Source organism: Pseudomonas glycinae, assembly GCF_001594225.2.
Lineage (GTDB): Bacteria > Pseudomonadota > Gammaproteobacteria > Pseudomonadales > Pseudomonadaceae > Aquipseudomonas > Aquipseudomonas glycinae.
This window is the reverse complement of the sequence record NZ_CP014205.2, coordinates 5,358,214-5,373,438: the sequence shown is the minus strand read 5'-3', so window position 1 is coordinate 5,373,438 and position 15,225 is coordinate 5,358,214. Positions and strand designations below refer to the sequence as shown.

At 61.1% G+C, this 15,225-nt stretch carries 13 protein-coding genes; 5 read left to right on the top strand and 8 right to left on the bottom strand.

Annotated features, from left to right (window positions below; all coding sequences use genetic code 11):
• Positions 1–132: 132 nt before the first annotated feature.
• The 3 genes from AWU82_RS24560 to AWU82_RS24550 are packed head-to-tail and all read left to right on the top strand — an operon-like array spanning position 133 to position 2,703.
• The gene (locus tag AWU82_RS24560) at positions 133–942 is read left to right on the top strand and encodes a MetQ/NlpA family ABC transporter substrate-binding protein (protein ID WP_007952748.1); all 810 of its coding nucleotides are present in this window, start codon (positions 133–135) and stop codon (positions 940–942) included.
• Between the two features lie 2 nt (positions 943–944).
• Positions 945–2,069 (top strand): methionine ABC transporter ATP-binding protein, encoded by a 1,125-nt coding sequence (locus tag AWU82_RS24555; protein ID WP_064382725.1) that lies wholly within the window; start codon positions 945–947, stop codon positions 2,067–2,069.
• A complete protein-coding gene (locus tag AWU82_RS24550; protein ID WP_007952752.1) occupies positions 2,059–2,703 on the top strand; it encodes a methionine ABC transporter permease in 645 nt (214 codons plus the stop codon). The genes AWU82_RS24555 and AWU82_RS24550 overlap by 11 nt, the downstream gene beginning before the upstream one ends.
• Before the next feature lie 5 nt (positions 2,704–2,708).
• Here AWU82_RS24550 and AWU82_RS24545 read toward each other — a convergent pair whose 3' ends face one another.
• Positions 2,709–4,127 carry a hypothetical protein gene (locus AWU82_RS24545; protein WP_190241528.1) on the bottom strand — a complete coding sequence of 473 codons (1,419 nt, stop codon included), beginning with the start codon at positions 4,125–4,127 and terminating at the stop codon, positions 2,709–2,711.
• Positions 4,128–4,309: 182 nt separating this feature from the next.
• Between AWU82_RS24545 and AWU82_RS24540 the strand changes: the two genes are divergently transcribed.
• Positions 4,310–4,939 (top strand): class I SAM-dependent methyltransferase, encoded by a 630-nt coding sequence (locus tag AWU82_RS24540; protein WP_064382723.1) that lies wholly within the window; start codon positions 4,310–4,312, stop codon positions 4,937–4,939.
• A 26-nt stretch (positions 4,940–4,965) separates the two neighbouring features.
• Here AWU82_RS24540 and AWU82_RS24535 read toward each other — a convergent pair whose 3' ends face one another.
• The 3 genes from AWU82_RS24535 to AWU82_RS24525 are packed head-to-tail and all read right to left on the bottom strand — an operon-like array spanning position 4,966 to position 10,180.
• Positions 4,966–8,019, bottom strand: a complete 3,054-nt coding sequence (locus AWU82_RS24535) for an efflux RND transporter permease subunit (RefSeq protein WP_064382722.1) — start codon at positions 8,017–8,019, stop codon at positions 4,966–4,968.
• On the bottom strand, positions 8,016–9,080 hold the full coding sequence (locus tag AWU82_RS24530; RefSeq protein WP_064382721.1) for an efflux RND transporter periplasmic adaptor subunit: 1,065 nt from the start codon (positions 9,078–9,080) through the stop codon (positions 8,016–8,018). Before AWU82_RS24530 ends, AWU82_RS24535 begins: the two co-directional genes overlap by 4 nt.
• The gene (locus AWU82_RS24525; RefSeq protein WP_064382720.1) at positions 9,077–10,180 is read right to left on the bottom strand and encodes an efflux RND transporter periplasmic adaptor subunit; all 1,104 of its coding nucleotides are present in this window, start codon (positions 10,178–10,180) and stop codon (positions 9,077–9,079) included. The genes AWU82_RS24530 and AWU82_RS24525 overlap by 4 nt, the downstream gene beginning before the upstream one ends.
• 144 nt (positions 10,181–10,324) lie before the next feature.
• Between AWU82_RS24525 and AWU82_RS24520 the strand changes: the two genes are divergently transcribed.
• Complete coding sequence (locus AWU82_RS24520; protein ID WP_064382719.1) at positions 10,325–11,485, top strand: AAA family ATPase; 1,161 nt, start codon at positions 10,325–10,327, stop codon at positions 11,483–11,485.
• A 144-nt stretch (positions 11,486–11,629) separates the two neighbouring features.
• On the opposite strand, the gene AWU82_RS24515 is transcribed toward AWU82_RS24520, so the two are convergent.
• From AWU82_RS24515 to AWU82_RS24500, 4 genes are read right to left on the bottom strand one after another with little or no spacing between them, the layout of a single operon-like run.
• A complete protein-coding gene (locus tag AWU82_RS24515; RefSeq protein ID WP_064382718.1) occupies positions 11,630–12,508 on the bottom strand; it encodes a transporter substrate-binding domain-containing protein in 879 nt (292 codons plus the stop codon).
• Positions 12,505–13,302, bottom strand: a complete 798-nt coding sequence (locus tag AWU82_RS24510; RefSeq protein WP_064382717.1) for an amino acid ABC transporter ATP-binding protein — start codon at positions 13,300–13,302, stop codon at positions 12,505–12,507. Before AWU82_RS24510 ends, AWU82_RS24515 begins: the two co-directional genes overlap by 4 nt.
• Positions 13,299–13,958: an amino acid ABC transporter permease gene (locus AWU82_RS24505; protein WP_041475107.1), complete on the bottom strand. Its 660-nt coding sequence runs from the start codon at positions 13,956–13,958 to the stop codon at positions 13,299–13,301. The genes AWU82_RS24510 and AWU82_RS24505 overlap by 4 nt, the downstream gene beginning before the upstream one ends.
• Complete coding sequence (locus AWU82_RS24500; RefSeq protein ID WP_007918712.1) at positions 13,939–14,604, bottom strand: amino acid ABC transporter permease; 666 nt, start codon at positions 14,602–14,604, stop codon at positions 13,939–13,941. The genes AWU82_RS24505 and AWU82_RS24500 overlap by 20 nt, the downstream gene beginning before the upstream one ends.
• Positions 14,605–15,225 lie beyond the last annotated feature (621 nt).

The following is a 15,225-nucleotide window of genomic DNA, read 5'->3' as shown; positions in this document are numbered from 1 at the left end:
TCGAACCGTCCGCGTGGGAATGCAGCCTGGGACGCTCTGCGTCCCGACAGCGGACGCAGAGCGTCCATTGAGGCGCGCTCCCACGCGGAGCGTGGGAGCGATCAGGCTAAATTAACTGACTGGAAAACCACCATGACCAAGAAACTGCTGTCCCACCCAGTCAAAGCACTGGCCCTGGCCTTCGGCCTGTTCAGCTCGGCTGTTTTCGCCGCCGATGCCCCGTTGAAAATCGGCACTACCGCAGCCTTCGCGATTCCGCTGGAAGCCGCCGTCGAAGAGGCCTCCAAACAAGGCCTGAAAGTCGAGCTGGTGGAATTCACCGACTGGATCGCGCCGAACGTCAGCCTCGCCGCCGGTGACATCGACGTGAACTACTTCCAGCACATTCCGTTCCTGGAAAACGCCAAGGCCGCCTCCGGTTTCGACCTGGTGCCGTTCGCGCCGGGCATCATCAACAACGTCGGCCTGTACTCGAAGAAATACAAAAGCTTCGACGAGCTGCCGGAAGGCGCCAGCGTGGCCATCGCCAACGACCCGATCAACAGCGGACGCGGCCTGCAACTGCTGGCCAAGGCCGGTCTGATCACCCTCAAGCCGGGCGTCGGCTACAAGGCCACCGAAGACGATATCGTCGCCAATCCGAAGAAGATCAAGATCCTCCAGGTTGAAGCCGTGCAACTGGTGCGCGCCTACGATGACGCCGATCTGGTTCAGGGCTACCCGGCCTACATTCGTCTGGCGAAGACTTTCGATGCCGGCTCCGCGCTGCTGTTCGACGGTCTCGACCACAAGGAATACGTGATCCAATTCGTGATCCAGCCGAAGAGCAAGACCGACCCGCGCCTGATCAAGTTCGTCGACATCTACCAGCATTCGCCGGCCGTTCGCGCGGCGCTGGATAAGGCCCACGGCAAGCTGTACCAGGCCGGTTGGGAAAGCTGAGGATGACCGCGGCCATCCGACGGCGACTGGACCTTCCAGAGCCACCTGCGCTTGCGCAACGCACCGAACTGCATCCGGAACTGAACCGCGCTCATGTGCGTTTCGTCGGGCTCGGCAAAACCTACGACGGCAAACAAGGCCCGGTCGCCGCCCTGCAAGGCATCGACCTGGCGATCCAGCGCGGTGAAGTGTTCGGCATCATCGGTCGCAGCGGCGCCGGCAAGTCGTCGCTGATTCGCACCATCAACCGCCTCGAACAACCGACCTCGGGCCGGGTGCTGATCGATCAGGTGGACATCGGCGAATACGACGAGGACCGCCTCGTCGCCCTGCGACGGCGGATCGGCATGATCTTCCAGCACTTCAACCTGATGTCGGCGAAAACGGTGTGGCAGAACGTCGAACTGCCACTGAAAGTCGCCGGCGTCCCGAAGGAACAGCGGGAGAACAAGGTTCGCGAACTGCTTGAGCTGGTGGGCCTGCAAGCCAAGCACAAGGCGTATCCGGCGCAGCTGTCCGGCGGGCAGAAACAGCGGGTCGGCATCGCCCGCGCGCTGGTGCATGACCCGGATATTTTGCTGTGTGACGAAGCCACCTCGGCTCTCGATCCGGAAACCACCCAGTCAATCCTCGGCCTGCTGCGCGAGATCAACAGACGCCTGGGCCTGACCATCGTGCTGATCACCCACGAGATGGCGGTGATCCGGGAAATCTGCGACCGCGTCGTCGTGCTCGAACACGGCCGCATCGTCGAGCAGGGCCCGGTCTGGGAAGTGTTCGGCAACCCGCAGCACGAAGTCAGCCAGACCTTGCTCGCACCGTTGCAACACGCCTTGCCCGAAGAATTACAAAGCCGTTTGCAGGCACAACCGTCCTCGCCCGATGCGTCAGTTGTGCTGCGTTTGCAGTTCACTGGCAACCAACAGGACGAACCGGATCTGGCCGCGCTGTTCGCCGCGCTCGGTGGCCGGGTGAAATTGCTCCAGGGCGGCGTGGAACGGATTCAGGGCCACGCGCTTGGGCAATTGCTGCTGGCGGTGGCGGGCTCAAAGCTGAACGCCGAGCAATTGCGTGAGCGAGCCAGCCAATGGGCACAACGCACGGAGGTGCTGGGTTATGTGGTTTGATCGCTTGCTGCAGGGTTTCATCGACACGTTTCTGATGGTCGGCGTGTCCTCGCTGATCGCATTGCTGGCGGGTATTCCGATGGCGGTGATTCTGGTCACCAGCGACAAGGGCGGGATCTACGAAGCGCCGGTTCTTAACCGTGCGCTGGGTGCCTTCGTGAACCTGTTTCGTTCGATCCCGTTCCTGATTCTGATGGTCGCGCTGATCCCGTTCACCCGGCTGATCGTCGGCACCACCTACGGCGTGTGGGCGGCCGTCGTACCGCTGACCATCGCGGCCACACCGTTCTTTGCGCGAATCGCCGAGGTGAGTCTGCGTGAAGTCGACTACGGCCTGATCGAGGCCGCGCAAGCCATGGGCTGCCGGCGCTGGCACATCGTCTGGCACGTGCTGTTGCCCGAGGCCCTGCCGGGGATTGTGGGCGGGTTCACCATCACCCTGGTGACGATGATCAACTCATCGGCCATGGCCGGAGCGATTGGCGCCGGCGGTCTGGGTGACATCGCCTATCGTTACGGCTATCAGCGCTTCGACAGCCAGATCATGCTGACCGTCATCGTACTGTTGGTGGCGCTGGTAGCGCTGATTCAGCTGGGTGGAGATCGTCTGGCACGGGGGCTGAACAAGCGCTGAGATCGTCAACGGTTCAACAGGCTTTCAAGCAGCTGGCTGTCTGCGATTCTGGCCAGATGCAGAGCCTGCAGACTGGTGGCGGCGTAGATAATGCTGTCGGCATTGCTTGAGGCTAGCGATGTCCGAACGGTCGGGTGGGCATTGAACAGGTCGACAGCCGTCTGGACATCCAGCTTCTCTGCCAGTCCCAGAGCCTCTCTGACTCCGGCGGTGAAACGGCTGTGGTCGCTCGTGAACCCATCCAGGTATGCCACCGTCATGCCGCCCTGCATGATGACTTCCGAAACAACGCGCTCGGCCATGTCGTAAACCGGCAGCGGACGACTTAGGGCATTTCCCATGCGCGCGTCCAGATAAAAGAAATCCAGCGCGCCTGGCCCAACGCTCTTGAACCGGTTGACCCTGTTCGTGTGCAGCATCTCATGACCCAGAACGGCGGCAAAATCCCCGGTCTGCAGGTGATTGAGACTGATGAATAAACGGCCATGAAAATCGAACTGGTACATCCACGCCCGGCGATCCTGGTCAAATGCCACACCCACGAACTTTTCCATCCCCCATGGCCCCTGATACTCCTTTGACAGCGCCTCGCCTCGCGACAGGCAATCGGCGAACTTCGCCTTGATCAGCGCATGCTGCGTGCCGAAAAATCCCTGAAAAATACCTGCGACCTCGGCGTAGTTCGCCGCGAGCCCATTGCGAGCATCGGAAAATATCTGGTGCGTGGCGTGCAACTCGGTTCGCAGGGTGGCTGCGTGCCGGGGTTCAAACTGGCTCAGTCCACGGGCAATGATCGTCACGGTGAGAGAGGTTTGACGCTCGAACCGGTCATCCCGGCCTTCATACAGTCGACCCTGCGCAGCTGTTGCATCCCTGCCGATTGAAGGCTTGAGGCCGATAAGCTCGGAATCGTATCGGGCGCTCATGGCGTTGCCGATGTCAGCCAGAATCGACAGTTGTTCGGCTTTCCAGATCATCGTCCGCTGATCAAGAACAAGTCTCGGCCCCGAGACGGACTGTTCCGACGGGAGCGTCGCACGGTATTCACCCGTTACGACGTCCTGCCGGACCTGCACGATTTCACCCGCAGCGATATCGACAAACTCGCGGCCCTTGAAACGCCTGATGCCCTGGGTATCGGCAGCCGGGAGGCCACGCGGCAGTCTGAGGCGATACTTTTCAAGCGACATCACTACGGACCGGATAGAAGTATTTTCCGCCAGGGGCAGCCCGGTAATCGTGACCGCGGCGTCAGCAGAAACCGGCATCGCCGGATCTTTTTCCAGCGCTGGAGAGGTTCGCGCAACCTTGATTGCCGGGGCCTCGATGGAAAGGGTATCGCCTGGCCTCGTACGGGGCCGCGTGGCATCCGGTGCAAAACGGGCATGTGATGGCGTGACGTGGGGCTTGCGACCGATGACCATAGGAAATCCTGTTTCTGAAGAGGTCGCCCGAGACGGGGCGGCATCGCGACAATCATCTGTCGCACAGGCGTTATTTCATCCGTTTCGGGATTGCTCAGTGCGGTACAGGGTTATTGCCTGCGCACCCGCCTGAACCTGTATGGCGTATATTCACCAAACCCGAATGCCACCGCAGTCCGACCATGAAACAGACCCCCACCGATCTTGAGCAGATCACTTCGACCACCCTCAGCCACTACAACGCGGTGGCCGAAGATTTTCGTGAAGGCACCCGCGATCACGATGTCAGCCAGAACATCGACGCCCTGTTGCGGCACATCCAGGGTACGGCGCCGTTTTCCATCCTCGATTTCGGCTGCGGGCCGGGGCGGGACTTACAGACATTTACCCGGATGGGACACGTCACCGTCGGCCTCGACGGTGCGGAAAAATTCGCGCAGATGGCTCGCGAGGACAGTGGTTGCGAGGTGTGGTGTCAGGACTTTCTGAAGCTGGATCTGCCGGACGAACGCTTCGACGGGATCTTCGCCAACGCAGTGCTGTTTCATGTGCCGTTGCAGGAATTGCCTCGGGTCTTGAAGCAACTGCACGGGACATTGAAACCGGGCGGCGTGCTGTTCAGTTCCAATCCGCGTGGGGATAACCGTGAGGGCTGGAACGGGCCGCGTTATGGCTCGTATCACGATCTGGAGGCCTGGCGCGGATTGTTGACCGCTGCCGGGTTCGTCGAGCTGGAACATTACTACCGGCCGGCGGGGCTGCCGCGTGAGCAGCAGCCCTGGCTGGCGAGTGTCTGGCGCAAAGCCGTGTAGTTGGCGATAAACGCAAGGCGCTCGCCTTACTGCGCCTCTTTCTTCGGCTCGCGAATCTTGTACCAGGCCACGTATAGCGCCGGCAGAAACAGCAGCGTCAGCAGGGTCGCAATCACGATCCCGCCGATCATCGCGTAGGCCATCGGCCCCCAGAACACTTCCCGGGCGATCGGGATCATGCCCATGCTCGCCGCGGCGGCGGTCAGCAGGATCGGCCGGCGCCGGTGTTCGGTGGCTTCCACCACGGCATCCCAAGGCGCGTAACCTTTGCGTTCGAACTCGTCGATCTGGGTCACGAGGATCACCGAGTTGCGGATGATGATGCCGATCAACGCCAGAATCCCGAGGATCGCCACGAAGCCCATCGGCGTACCGGTCGGCACCAGCGCCAGCACCACACCGATCAACCCCAGCGGCGCAACACTGGCCACCAGAAACAGCTTCTGCACACTGTGCAGCTGGATCATCAGGAAGGTCGCCATCAAAAACAGCATCAACGGCAGCACTTTCGCAATCGGCCCTTGGGCCTTGCCACTCTCCTCGACCGTACCGCCAGTGGCGACCTTGTAGCCAACGGGCAGTTTGTCGGCGAACGCGTCGATGGACGGCTTCAACAGTTTCACCAGATCGGTCGGCTGAATCTCGTCACGCACCGACGCCTTGATGGTGATGGTCGGCAGGCGATCACGACGCCACACCAGCGGCTGTTCCAGCTCATAACGAACGGTGGCGAAGGCCAGCAAGGGAATCGACGTGCCGTTGGGCGTGACGATCTGCAGGTTCTGCAGGGTTTCCGGCGTACCGCGTTCCGAACTCACCGCGCGACCGACCACGTTGATCAGGTAGATGTCGTCGTTGACCTGGGTCAGCGGCGCCCCGCTGACGATGCTGTTCATCAGGTTCGCCACGTCTTCGGACGACAGCCCGAGCTGGCGCGCCTTGTCCTGGGCGATGTCGATGCGCAGGACTTTGCCCGGCTCGTTCCAGTCGTAAATGATCTCGCCGATGTGCGGGTTCTTGTCCAGTTCAGTCGCCAGGTCGATGGCATGCTTGCGCACTTGGTCGATGTCCTTGCCGCTGATCCGGTACTGGATCGGGCGCCCCACCGGCGGCCCCATTTCCAGCGCCTGCACGTAACTGCCGATGCCGACGAAGTCCTTGTGCAGACGTTCGCGCAGGCGCTGACTCAGGGCCTCGCGGGCTTCGAAGTCTTTGCTGACGATCACCAGTTGCGCGTAGTACGGGTTCTGCAATTGTTGGTCGAGTGGCAGGTAAAAACGGATCGCACCCTGACCGATGTAGGTGCTCCAGCGCACGATGTCCGCATCGCCCTTGAGCGTGGCCTCGAGTTTGTCGACGGCCTTGCGGGTTTCGTCGATCGAGGCGTTTTGCGGCAGGTTGAGGTCGACCAGAATTTCCGGTCGATCCGAAGACGGGAAGAACTGATTCTGCACAAAACGCATGCAGAACACCGCCAGCACAAACAACAGGACGGTGATGCCGATGGCCCACCAGCGATTGCGCATGCACCACAGCAAACCGCCGTTGAATGCACGGCCAACGCGCCCCGGTTCGGCCTCATGGGATTTCACGTTGGTGCTCAGAATATGTACGCCGATCACCGGGGCGAAAAAAACCGCCACAATCCACGAGACGATCATCGCCACGGCAATCACCGCGAACAGCGTGTAGGTGTACTCGCCGGCAGAACTGGCGTTGAGACCGATGGGGACGAAACCGGCGACCGTCACCAGCGTACCGGTGAGCATCGGGAACGCGGTCGAGGTGTAGGCGAACGTCGCCGCCTCCTCCTTGCTCTCGCCCATTTCCAGGCGCGTGACCATCATTTCCACGGTGATCATCGCATCGTCCACCAACAGGCCGAGGGCAATGATCAGAGCGCCGAGGGAAATCCGCTGCATGGTGATGCCGCTGTATTCCATGAACACGAACACCATCGCCAGCACCAGCGGGATCGAGCACGCCACCACCAGCCCGGCGCGAACGCCGAGGCTGATGAAGCTGACCACCAGCACGATCACCACCGCTTCGAACAAGGCACTGGTGAAGCCGCCGACGGCTTCCTCCACCACCACGGCCTGATCGGACACCGTGTGCACACCCACGCCAACCGGCAGATCCGCGGTCAGTTCATCGATACGTTTGTGCAGGGCCTTGCCGAATTCCTGAACGTTGCCGCCCTTCTGCATGGCAATCGCCAGCCCGATCGCCGGTTTGCCGTCGAAACGGAATTCCGGCGTCGCCGGATCAGTGTAACCACGAGTGATGTCGGCGATATCCGCCAGACGATAGAAGCGGTCGTTGAGCTTGAGATTGACCTCGGCCAGGTCTTTCTCGGAAGCGAACTGCCCCGAAGTCCGCACGGAAATCCGCTCGGGCCCCGCCTCGATGACACCGGCCGGGGTCACGGCGTTCTGCGATTGCAGGCTCTGCACCACCTGGCGCTGATCGATGCCCAGCGCCGCCAGTTTGCGGGTCGAGAAGTTCAGGTAAATCACTTCGTCCTGCTGGCCGATCATTTCGATCTTGCCCAGCCCCGGCACATTGCGGATCTCGGCCCGCGCCTGTTCCACGTAATCGCGCAACTGGCGCATGGTCAGGCCGTCGGCGGTGAAGGCGTACACCGAGCCGAACACGTCCCCGAACTCGTCGTTGAATCCCGGCCCCTGAATCCCCTGAGGAAACTGCCCGCGAATGTCGTCGATCTTCTTGCGCACCTGGTACCAGATTTCCGGAATGTCCTTGGCGCTGGTGGTGTCGCGCAGGTACACGTACACCGTCGATTCGCCGGGGCGCGTGTAGCTTTTCACATAGTCGAGGGAATCGAGTTCTTCGAGTTTTTTCTCGATGCGATCGGTGACCTGCTTGAGGGTTTCCTCCTGGGTCGCGCCCGGCCATTTGGTCTGGATCACCATAGTCTTGATGGTGAACGACGGGTCTTCCTCGCGCCCCAGATTGAAGTAGGAGAACACCCCCATGAGCAACGCGACGAACATCAGATACCAGACGAAAGACTGATGCTTGAGGGCCCATTCGGAGAGATTGAAAGAGCCTTTCATTGACTGTCCTCGTCAAGTTTCACGGATTGTCCGGGTTTGAGACTGTTGACGCCGGCGCTGACCACGCGCTCGCCGTTCTTCACGCCACCCGCAAGTACAACGCTGCTGTCGGTGCGGCTGATCACGCTGACGTCGCGCGGGTTGACGGTTTTGCTTTGGGTGTCGATGACCCAGATCCGCTGTTTGCCATCGGCCTCCTGCAACGCCGTAGCTGGCAATTCGATACGCGGTTTGATCGCCGAGCTGAGGGTGACGCTGATCGCCGTGCCGAGGCGAAAGCCGTCAGGCGTATCGGCCAGGGTCAACCGTGCACGGCGGGTGCGCGTGGCACTCTGGGCCTGGGGTTCGATCTCGCGCAGGGTGGCCGTGGTGTTGATGCTCGGGTCGAGTTGCCCGGCCACCAGAAACACCACGTCAGGAGGTATCTCATTGACCAGGGTGTCCGGCAGATCGATCACCGCTTCCTTGATGTCCGGTTGCGCCAAAGTCACCACTTGCTGGCCCGCCGTCACCACTTGCCCGGCCTCGGCGTTCCACGCGGTGACCACGGCTTTGTGATCGGAGCGCAGTTGGGTGTAATCGAGTTGGTCCTTGCTTTGATTGACCGCCGCGCGAGCCTGATCCAGCGAGGCCTGGGTGGTTTTCAGGTCCGTCATGGCAATGTCCAGTTGCGCCTGCGCACCCACGCCCCGGTCGAACAGCGCTTGCTGACGGCGGGCGTTGGCCTGGGCGTTGATCAGTTGTGCCTGAACCCTCGCCAGATCGCCCTGGGCCGAACGCAGCTGGTTCTGCTGATCGGTCGGATCGAGCGTAGCGAGCAGCGTGCCCTTTTGCACCTCGGTACCGACATCGACGTTGCGGCTGGCAATGCGCCCGCCGACACGAAAACCGGTGTTGCTTTCATAGCGTGCCTGAATGCTGCCGGCGAAACGCCCGAGGTTTTCCTCGCTCAACGCTTCGACCTTGACCGACAACACCGGCCGTACCGGCTCCGGCGGCGGCTCGCTTTTCGAACAGGCGGCCAGCAACAGGCCAATGGATAACAGCCCCAGACGCTTCATGGCTGTGCTCCCGGCTGCAGATCCTTGTAGGTGTTTTCGGCAATTTCGACCTTCATGCCCGGATGCAGCAACTGCCCACCCGCGACAATGACTTTTTCCCCGCCCTTGAGGCCCTCGCTGATGATGACCTTGCCGATCAGGTAGCGGCTGACGGTGACGTTGTGCAACTGCGCTTCACCTTTTTCGTCGACCATCCACACCGCCGGATCGCTGACGTTCTTGGTCAGCGCCGACCACGGCAATTCAACGGCCGATTTGCCGGTACCCTTGGCCGTGGCGCTCACCACCGAGCCCAGTTGCATTCCCGGCGGCAGGCTGTCGAGGCTGACCTTGACCTGCACCGTGCCGGACTGCGCGGACACCGCCGGGGTGATTTCGCGCACGGTGCCGGTGGTCTTGATGGCGGGGTTGTCGAGCAGGCTGACGACAATCGAACGCTCCGCCGGCCGTTCGGCCAGCAGGGATTCGTAAACGGCGAACACGGCGTCGCGGTCGCCGTCCCGGGCCAGGCTGAAAATCGGTGCCGTGGCCTGAACCACCTGGCCGACTTCGGCCTGACGCTCGGTGATGACGCCCGGCGCATCGGCGATCAGCGCGGTATAGCTCAATTGATCCTTGGCATTGGCCAACTGCGCCTGCGCGGCACTCAAGGCACTCTGGCTGCTGCGCAATGCAGCCTGCGCGGAATCGTATTCGCTCTGGCTGGTGTAGCCCTTGGGCAACAGTTTCTGCTGGCGGACGAACGCGGCGGCGCTCTGTTTGACCCGCGCCTGCTCGGCCACTACCTGAGCCTGGGCGGAATCGACGTTGGTCTGCAAATCCTTCGGATCGAGCTTGGCCAGCACTTGTTTGGCCGAGACACGGTCACCGACATCGACCATGCGCTGGATGATCTTGCCGCCGACCCGGAACGACAGTTCGGTCTGCACGCGGGCCTGCACATCGCCGGTGAGGGTCACGGCGGCGGCGTAATTGGCGGGGTTCACCTCCTGCACGAAGACCCGGGGCAGGTATTGCGCAGGGGCCTTTTTCTCGCCGCAGGCGCTCAATAAAGCGAACAGACTGAGCATGACCGCTGTTTTCAATCCGGGACTCGCCATGCAGACTCCTTCCTGTGTACGAACGTGCAAGTGACGATACGACTGTGAGCTTAGAACAGGGTTCAACCTTCGTCCGGGCGATATATGCATTTCTGTGCAGCGAGTATCCTGATCCGGATTTCGGGGCACCCAGGAAGGATTTTCATGCTCAAGACCCTCGCGGTGGCCAATTACCGCTCGATCAATAAATTGGTGATTCCGCTGGGCCGTCTGAACCTGATCACCGGCCCCAACGGCAGCGGCAAGTCCAACCTGTACCGGGCGCTGCGGCTGCTGGCGGAAACCGCTCAGGGCGGCGTGGTCAATGCGCTGGCCCGTGAGGGCGGGCTCGACTCGACCTTCTGGGCCGGGCCGGAAACCATCAGCCGGCGCATGCGCAACGGTGAAGTGCCGATCCAGTCCACCGTGCGCCAGGGCGTCAAACGCCTGCGCCTGGGCTTTGCCGGGGAGGATTTCAGCTATTCGATCGCCCTGGGATTACCTGAGCCGAGCCTCTCGTACTTTTCCCTCGACCCGGAAATCAAAAAGGAATGCATCTGGGCCGGGCCGCTTTATCGTCCGGCCAGCCTGCTGGTGGATCGCGACGGGCCGATGATCCGTGCCCGTGAAGGTCGTGGTTGGGATGTTCTGGCGCAATACACGCCGAACTTCGACAGCCTGTTCGATCAGGTCGGCAGCCTGCGCACCTCGCCGGAGGTGTTCCAGATGCGCGAGTTCATCCGCCGCTGGCGCTTCTACGATCACTTTCGCAGCGACGCCGACGCACCGGTGCGCCAGCCGCAACTGGGCACGCGCACGCCGGTGCTGCATCACGACGGGCGCGATCTGGCGGCGGCGTTGCAGACCATCCGCGAGATCGGCGATCCCGAGGCGCTGCAGGCGGCGATCAGTGATGCGTTTCCCGGCGCACGGCTGAACATTGCACCGATGGCGGGCGGACGCTTCGCTATCGAGTTCTTTCAGGAAGGGTTGCTGCGGCCGTTGTCGGCGGCCGAATTGTCGGACGGCACGTTGCGCTATCTGCTGCTGGTCGCGGCGCTGCTGACGCCACGCCCGCCATCGCTGATGGTGCTGAACGAACCGGAAACCAGCCTGCATCCAGACCTGCTGCCGGCGCTGGCGCGCTTGATCATCCGGGTGTCGGAGCAGTGTCAGGTGTGGGTGGTGTCCCATGCGCGGCGGTTGATTTCGGCGTTGCAGGAGGACCCGGAATGCAATTGCATCGTGCTGGAAAAAACCCTCGGCCAGACCGGGATCGTCGGGCAGAGGGTTCTGGATGAGCCGGCGTGGAATTGGCCTGATTAACCTCACACTCTCGCTTCCACACCGTATCTGATCGTTCCCACGCTCTGCGTGGGAATGCCTCTGGGGACGCTCCGCGTCCAGTGACGCGGAGCGTCACGGGCTGCATTCCCACGCGGAGCGTGGGAACGATCATCTATCAGGGAGTTAACCCTGCCACTTTCCGCCTTCGACAATCACGCTCTCAGGCTTGGTGTCATCGCTCAGCTCTTTACGCACATATTGGTCATACAGCTTGAGCAGATATTTCTCTTCCCCCAGCTTGGCCAATTCCGCATTCACCCAATCGCGCAATTCGATATTGCCCTTCTTCACCGCCGGTGCAATCGGCGCTTCGGCGCCAAGTTTTTCGTCCAGCACGCGGTAGCCCGGGTTTTGCTTGGCCCAGCTGAACAGCACCAGATTGTCCTGCGCGTAGGCATCGCCACGGCCGTTGGCCAGGGCTTGCAGGGACTCGGAGTTTTTCTCGAACTTCAGCAGTTTCCAGTCCGGGTGGTTCTTGGTCAGCCAGATATCGGCGGTGGTGCCAGTGGTGACGATGGTGGTGCGGGTTGCCAGATCATCGAGCTTTTTCACATCACTGCTCTGCGGCACCAGCGCCTGCACCGCGACCTTGAGGTTCGGGTTGGTGAATTCCACCGCTTCCTTGCGCTCCGGGGTCACGGTCATGTTAGCGAGGATCAGGTCGACCTTGTCGCTTTGCAGGAACGGAATGCGACTCGCCGGTTCCACGGCCACGAACTCGACCTTGTTTTCATCGCCCAGCAGATCCTTGGCGAATTGACGGCCGATGTCGGTATCGAAGCCGACGTAGCGCCCCGCTTCGTTGACGAAACCGAACGGCGGCTTGTCGGTGAATACGCCGACGATCAGCTTGTCGCGGGCCTTGATCTTGTCCAGGTAACCGGCCGGTGCGGTGCTTTCGCTGGCGACTTTGGGCTTGGCCGGTTCTTCGGTCTTGTTGCAGCCGGCCAGCAGCGCGAGGCTGATCAGCGGTAAAGCAAATAGAGCTTTGGCAGTTTTCATGGCAGTTCCAGTTCCTTGGTTTGAGACGTTGTGGGCGAAGTCGTTGAAGTCAGCGCTTCGACGTAGGAGAACTTCTCCAGGAACTGCTGCGCGCGTGCGGTTTGCGGGTTCGTAAAGAAAAGCTCGGGCGGGTTCTGTTCAAGAATGCGCCCGGCATCCATGAACACGATGCGATCGGCCACCGCGCGGGCGAAGGCCATCTCGTGGGTGACGATCAACAGGGTCATGCCTTCGCGGGCCAGACCCTGAATCACTTCCAGCACCTCCTTGACCATCTCCGGGTCAAGGGCGGCGGTGACTTCGTCGAAGAGCATGACCTGCGGGTTCATGCACAGCGAGCGGACGATGGCGATGCGTTGCTGCTGGCCGCCGGAGAGCTGGCGCGGGAAAGCGTCGCGCTTGTCCGCCAGGCCCACGCGCTCAAGCAACGCTTCAGCTTGTTGCTGTGCTTCGCGGCGTTCGCGCTTCTGCACCTTGAGCGGGCCGAGCAGCAAATTGTCGAGCACGCTCATGTGCGGAAACAGGTGATAGCTCTGGAACACCATGCCGATCTGCTGACGCACTTCGCGCCAGTCGGTGGCCTTGTCCAGCAATTCGCGACCGGCGAATTTCAGAGAGCCACTGTGGGCGGTTTCCAGACCGTTCAGGCAACGCAGCAGGGTGCTTTTGCCGCAGCCGCTGGGGCCGAGGATGACGATGACTTCGCCGGACTTCACCTGCAGGTCGATGCCCTTGAGCACCTGCTGTTCACCGAAGAATTTGTTGAAACCCTGAAACTCGATCAATGCGCTCATGCTTGCGTCCAGCGCCGCTCCAGCACGCGCGAAGCGGCCGACAGCGGGTAGCAGATGAAAAAGAAAAACAGGAACAGCGCGCCGTAGATCAGCACCGATTCGTAGGTGCGTTCGATGATCTGCTGGCCGACCTTGATCACATCCACCACGCCAATCAGCACCGCCAGGGAACTGGTCTTGATGATCCGCGTGTAGACGTTGATGGTCGGCGGCGTCATGCGCTTCAGCGCCTGGGGCAGCAGCACGTAACCGTAGAGTTGCGCCGCATTCAGGCCGATCGACAATCCCGCCTCACGTTGCCCGCGCGGCAACGAATGCAGCGCACCGCGCGCCACTTCGCCCACCTCACTGGCGCCCCACAACGACAGCACCAGCACCGCGCACCAGAAGCTCGGCAGGCTCAGGCCGAAGAAAATCGGCAGGCCGAAAAACAGCAGGTATAACCAGACCAGCACCGGGATCGCCCGGAACAGCTCCAGATAGATCCGCAGCAGCGCGTTCAGCCACCGTACGTTGAGCGTGCGCAGCACGCCGTAGAGCACGCCGCCGACGGTGCTGATGGCGATACTGAGGAACGAGATCGACAGGGTTTGCCCGGCGCCTTTGGCCAATTGCGGCAACGACACCCAGAGCAGTTCAAGACCCGAACTGGCCATGCTGGAGCCTCCTTTCCAGACGGCTCAACAGCAGCGACAGCGGCAGGAACAGCAGCACGCAGATCAGCGTCAGCACGGCGAGCATTTCGTAGGTCTTGTAGTAGAGCGCGATGTAGCTCTTGGTGGTGTAGAGAATCTCCGGCACCGCCACGGCCGAGACCACGGTGGTCTCCTTGAGCAGGAAAATGAAATTGGCGAACAGCGACGGCAGGCTGAGAATCCCGGCCTGCGGCAGGATCACGTAGCGCAGCAACTGGCCGTGGGACAAACCGATGGAGCGACCGGACTCAAGCTGCGCCTGGGGCACCGCATCGACGCCGGCGCGCAGCACTTCGGTGAGGTAGGCACCGCCGAGAAACGTCATGGTGATGATCGCCGCAGTGAAACCGGAAACCTTGATCCCCAGCGCCGGCAGCGCGAAGTAGACGAAAAACAGCTGGATCAGCAGCGGCGTGTTGCGCGCCAGCTCCACATAGAGCCCGACCAGTTTTTGCAGGTAAGGCGTGCGAAACACCAGAATCGTCGCATTGAGCAACGCCACCAGCAGCGAGGTGCCGATGGCGATCAAACCGACCTGCAGCGTCACACCCACGGCTTTGAGAAACGCCGGCAGGGTGCTGAGGATAAATGCGTAATCGAAGGTCATGAAACATCCTGACGCCGCTCGGTAAGCGACGGTGGTGCAGTCCATGGACAGCGGGTAACTGTCCGGCAGGCACCGACTTTAAAGGTATAAGAAAAAGAATTTAAATACCGTTAAAGCATATTGATATCACGCAAAAAACTATCCTGCGGGTTTGCCCCGACAGAATAAGAAGGCTATTTTTCCTTTCGCTGTAGGACGGATCTTTTTTTCATGAAAGCCCTCCAAGGACGAACAGCTTTTGGCCAGACTCCCCCGGCCAACCCCATAACAAGGAAGAGAACATGGACGTAAAAGTGCCGCAGCGACCGGACCCGCAGGATTTCGTGAAATGGCTGGTGGCTTTGCGCAGGGCGCTGAAAACCAGCGCTGCCTGAGATCAAGAGCCACCCTCACCCCAGCCCTCTCCCGGAGGGAGAGGGAGCCGACCGAGTTGTCTTTCGGCAGACACCGACCTGAAAAACCTCATCGATTATGGATTCGGTGACACACGATCAGGTCGGTGCATTTCTGAAATATCCCCCAATCAGTCCCCTCTCCCTCGGGGAGAGGGTTAGGGTGAGGGGTGCTTTTGAGGCACACACAAAAACGCCGATGACCATCACTGGCCATCGGCGTTTTCAT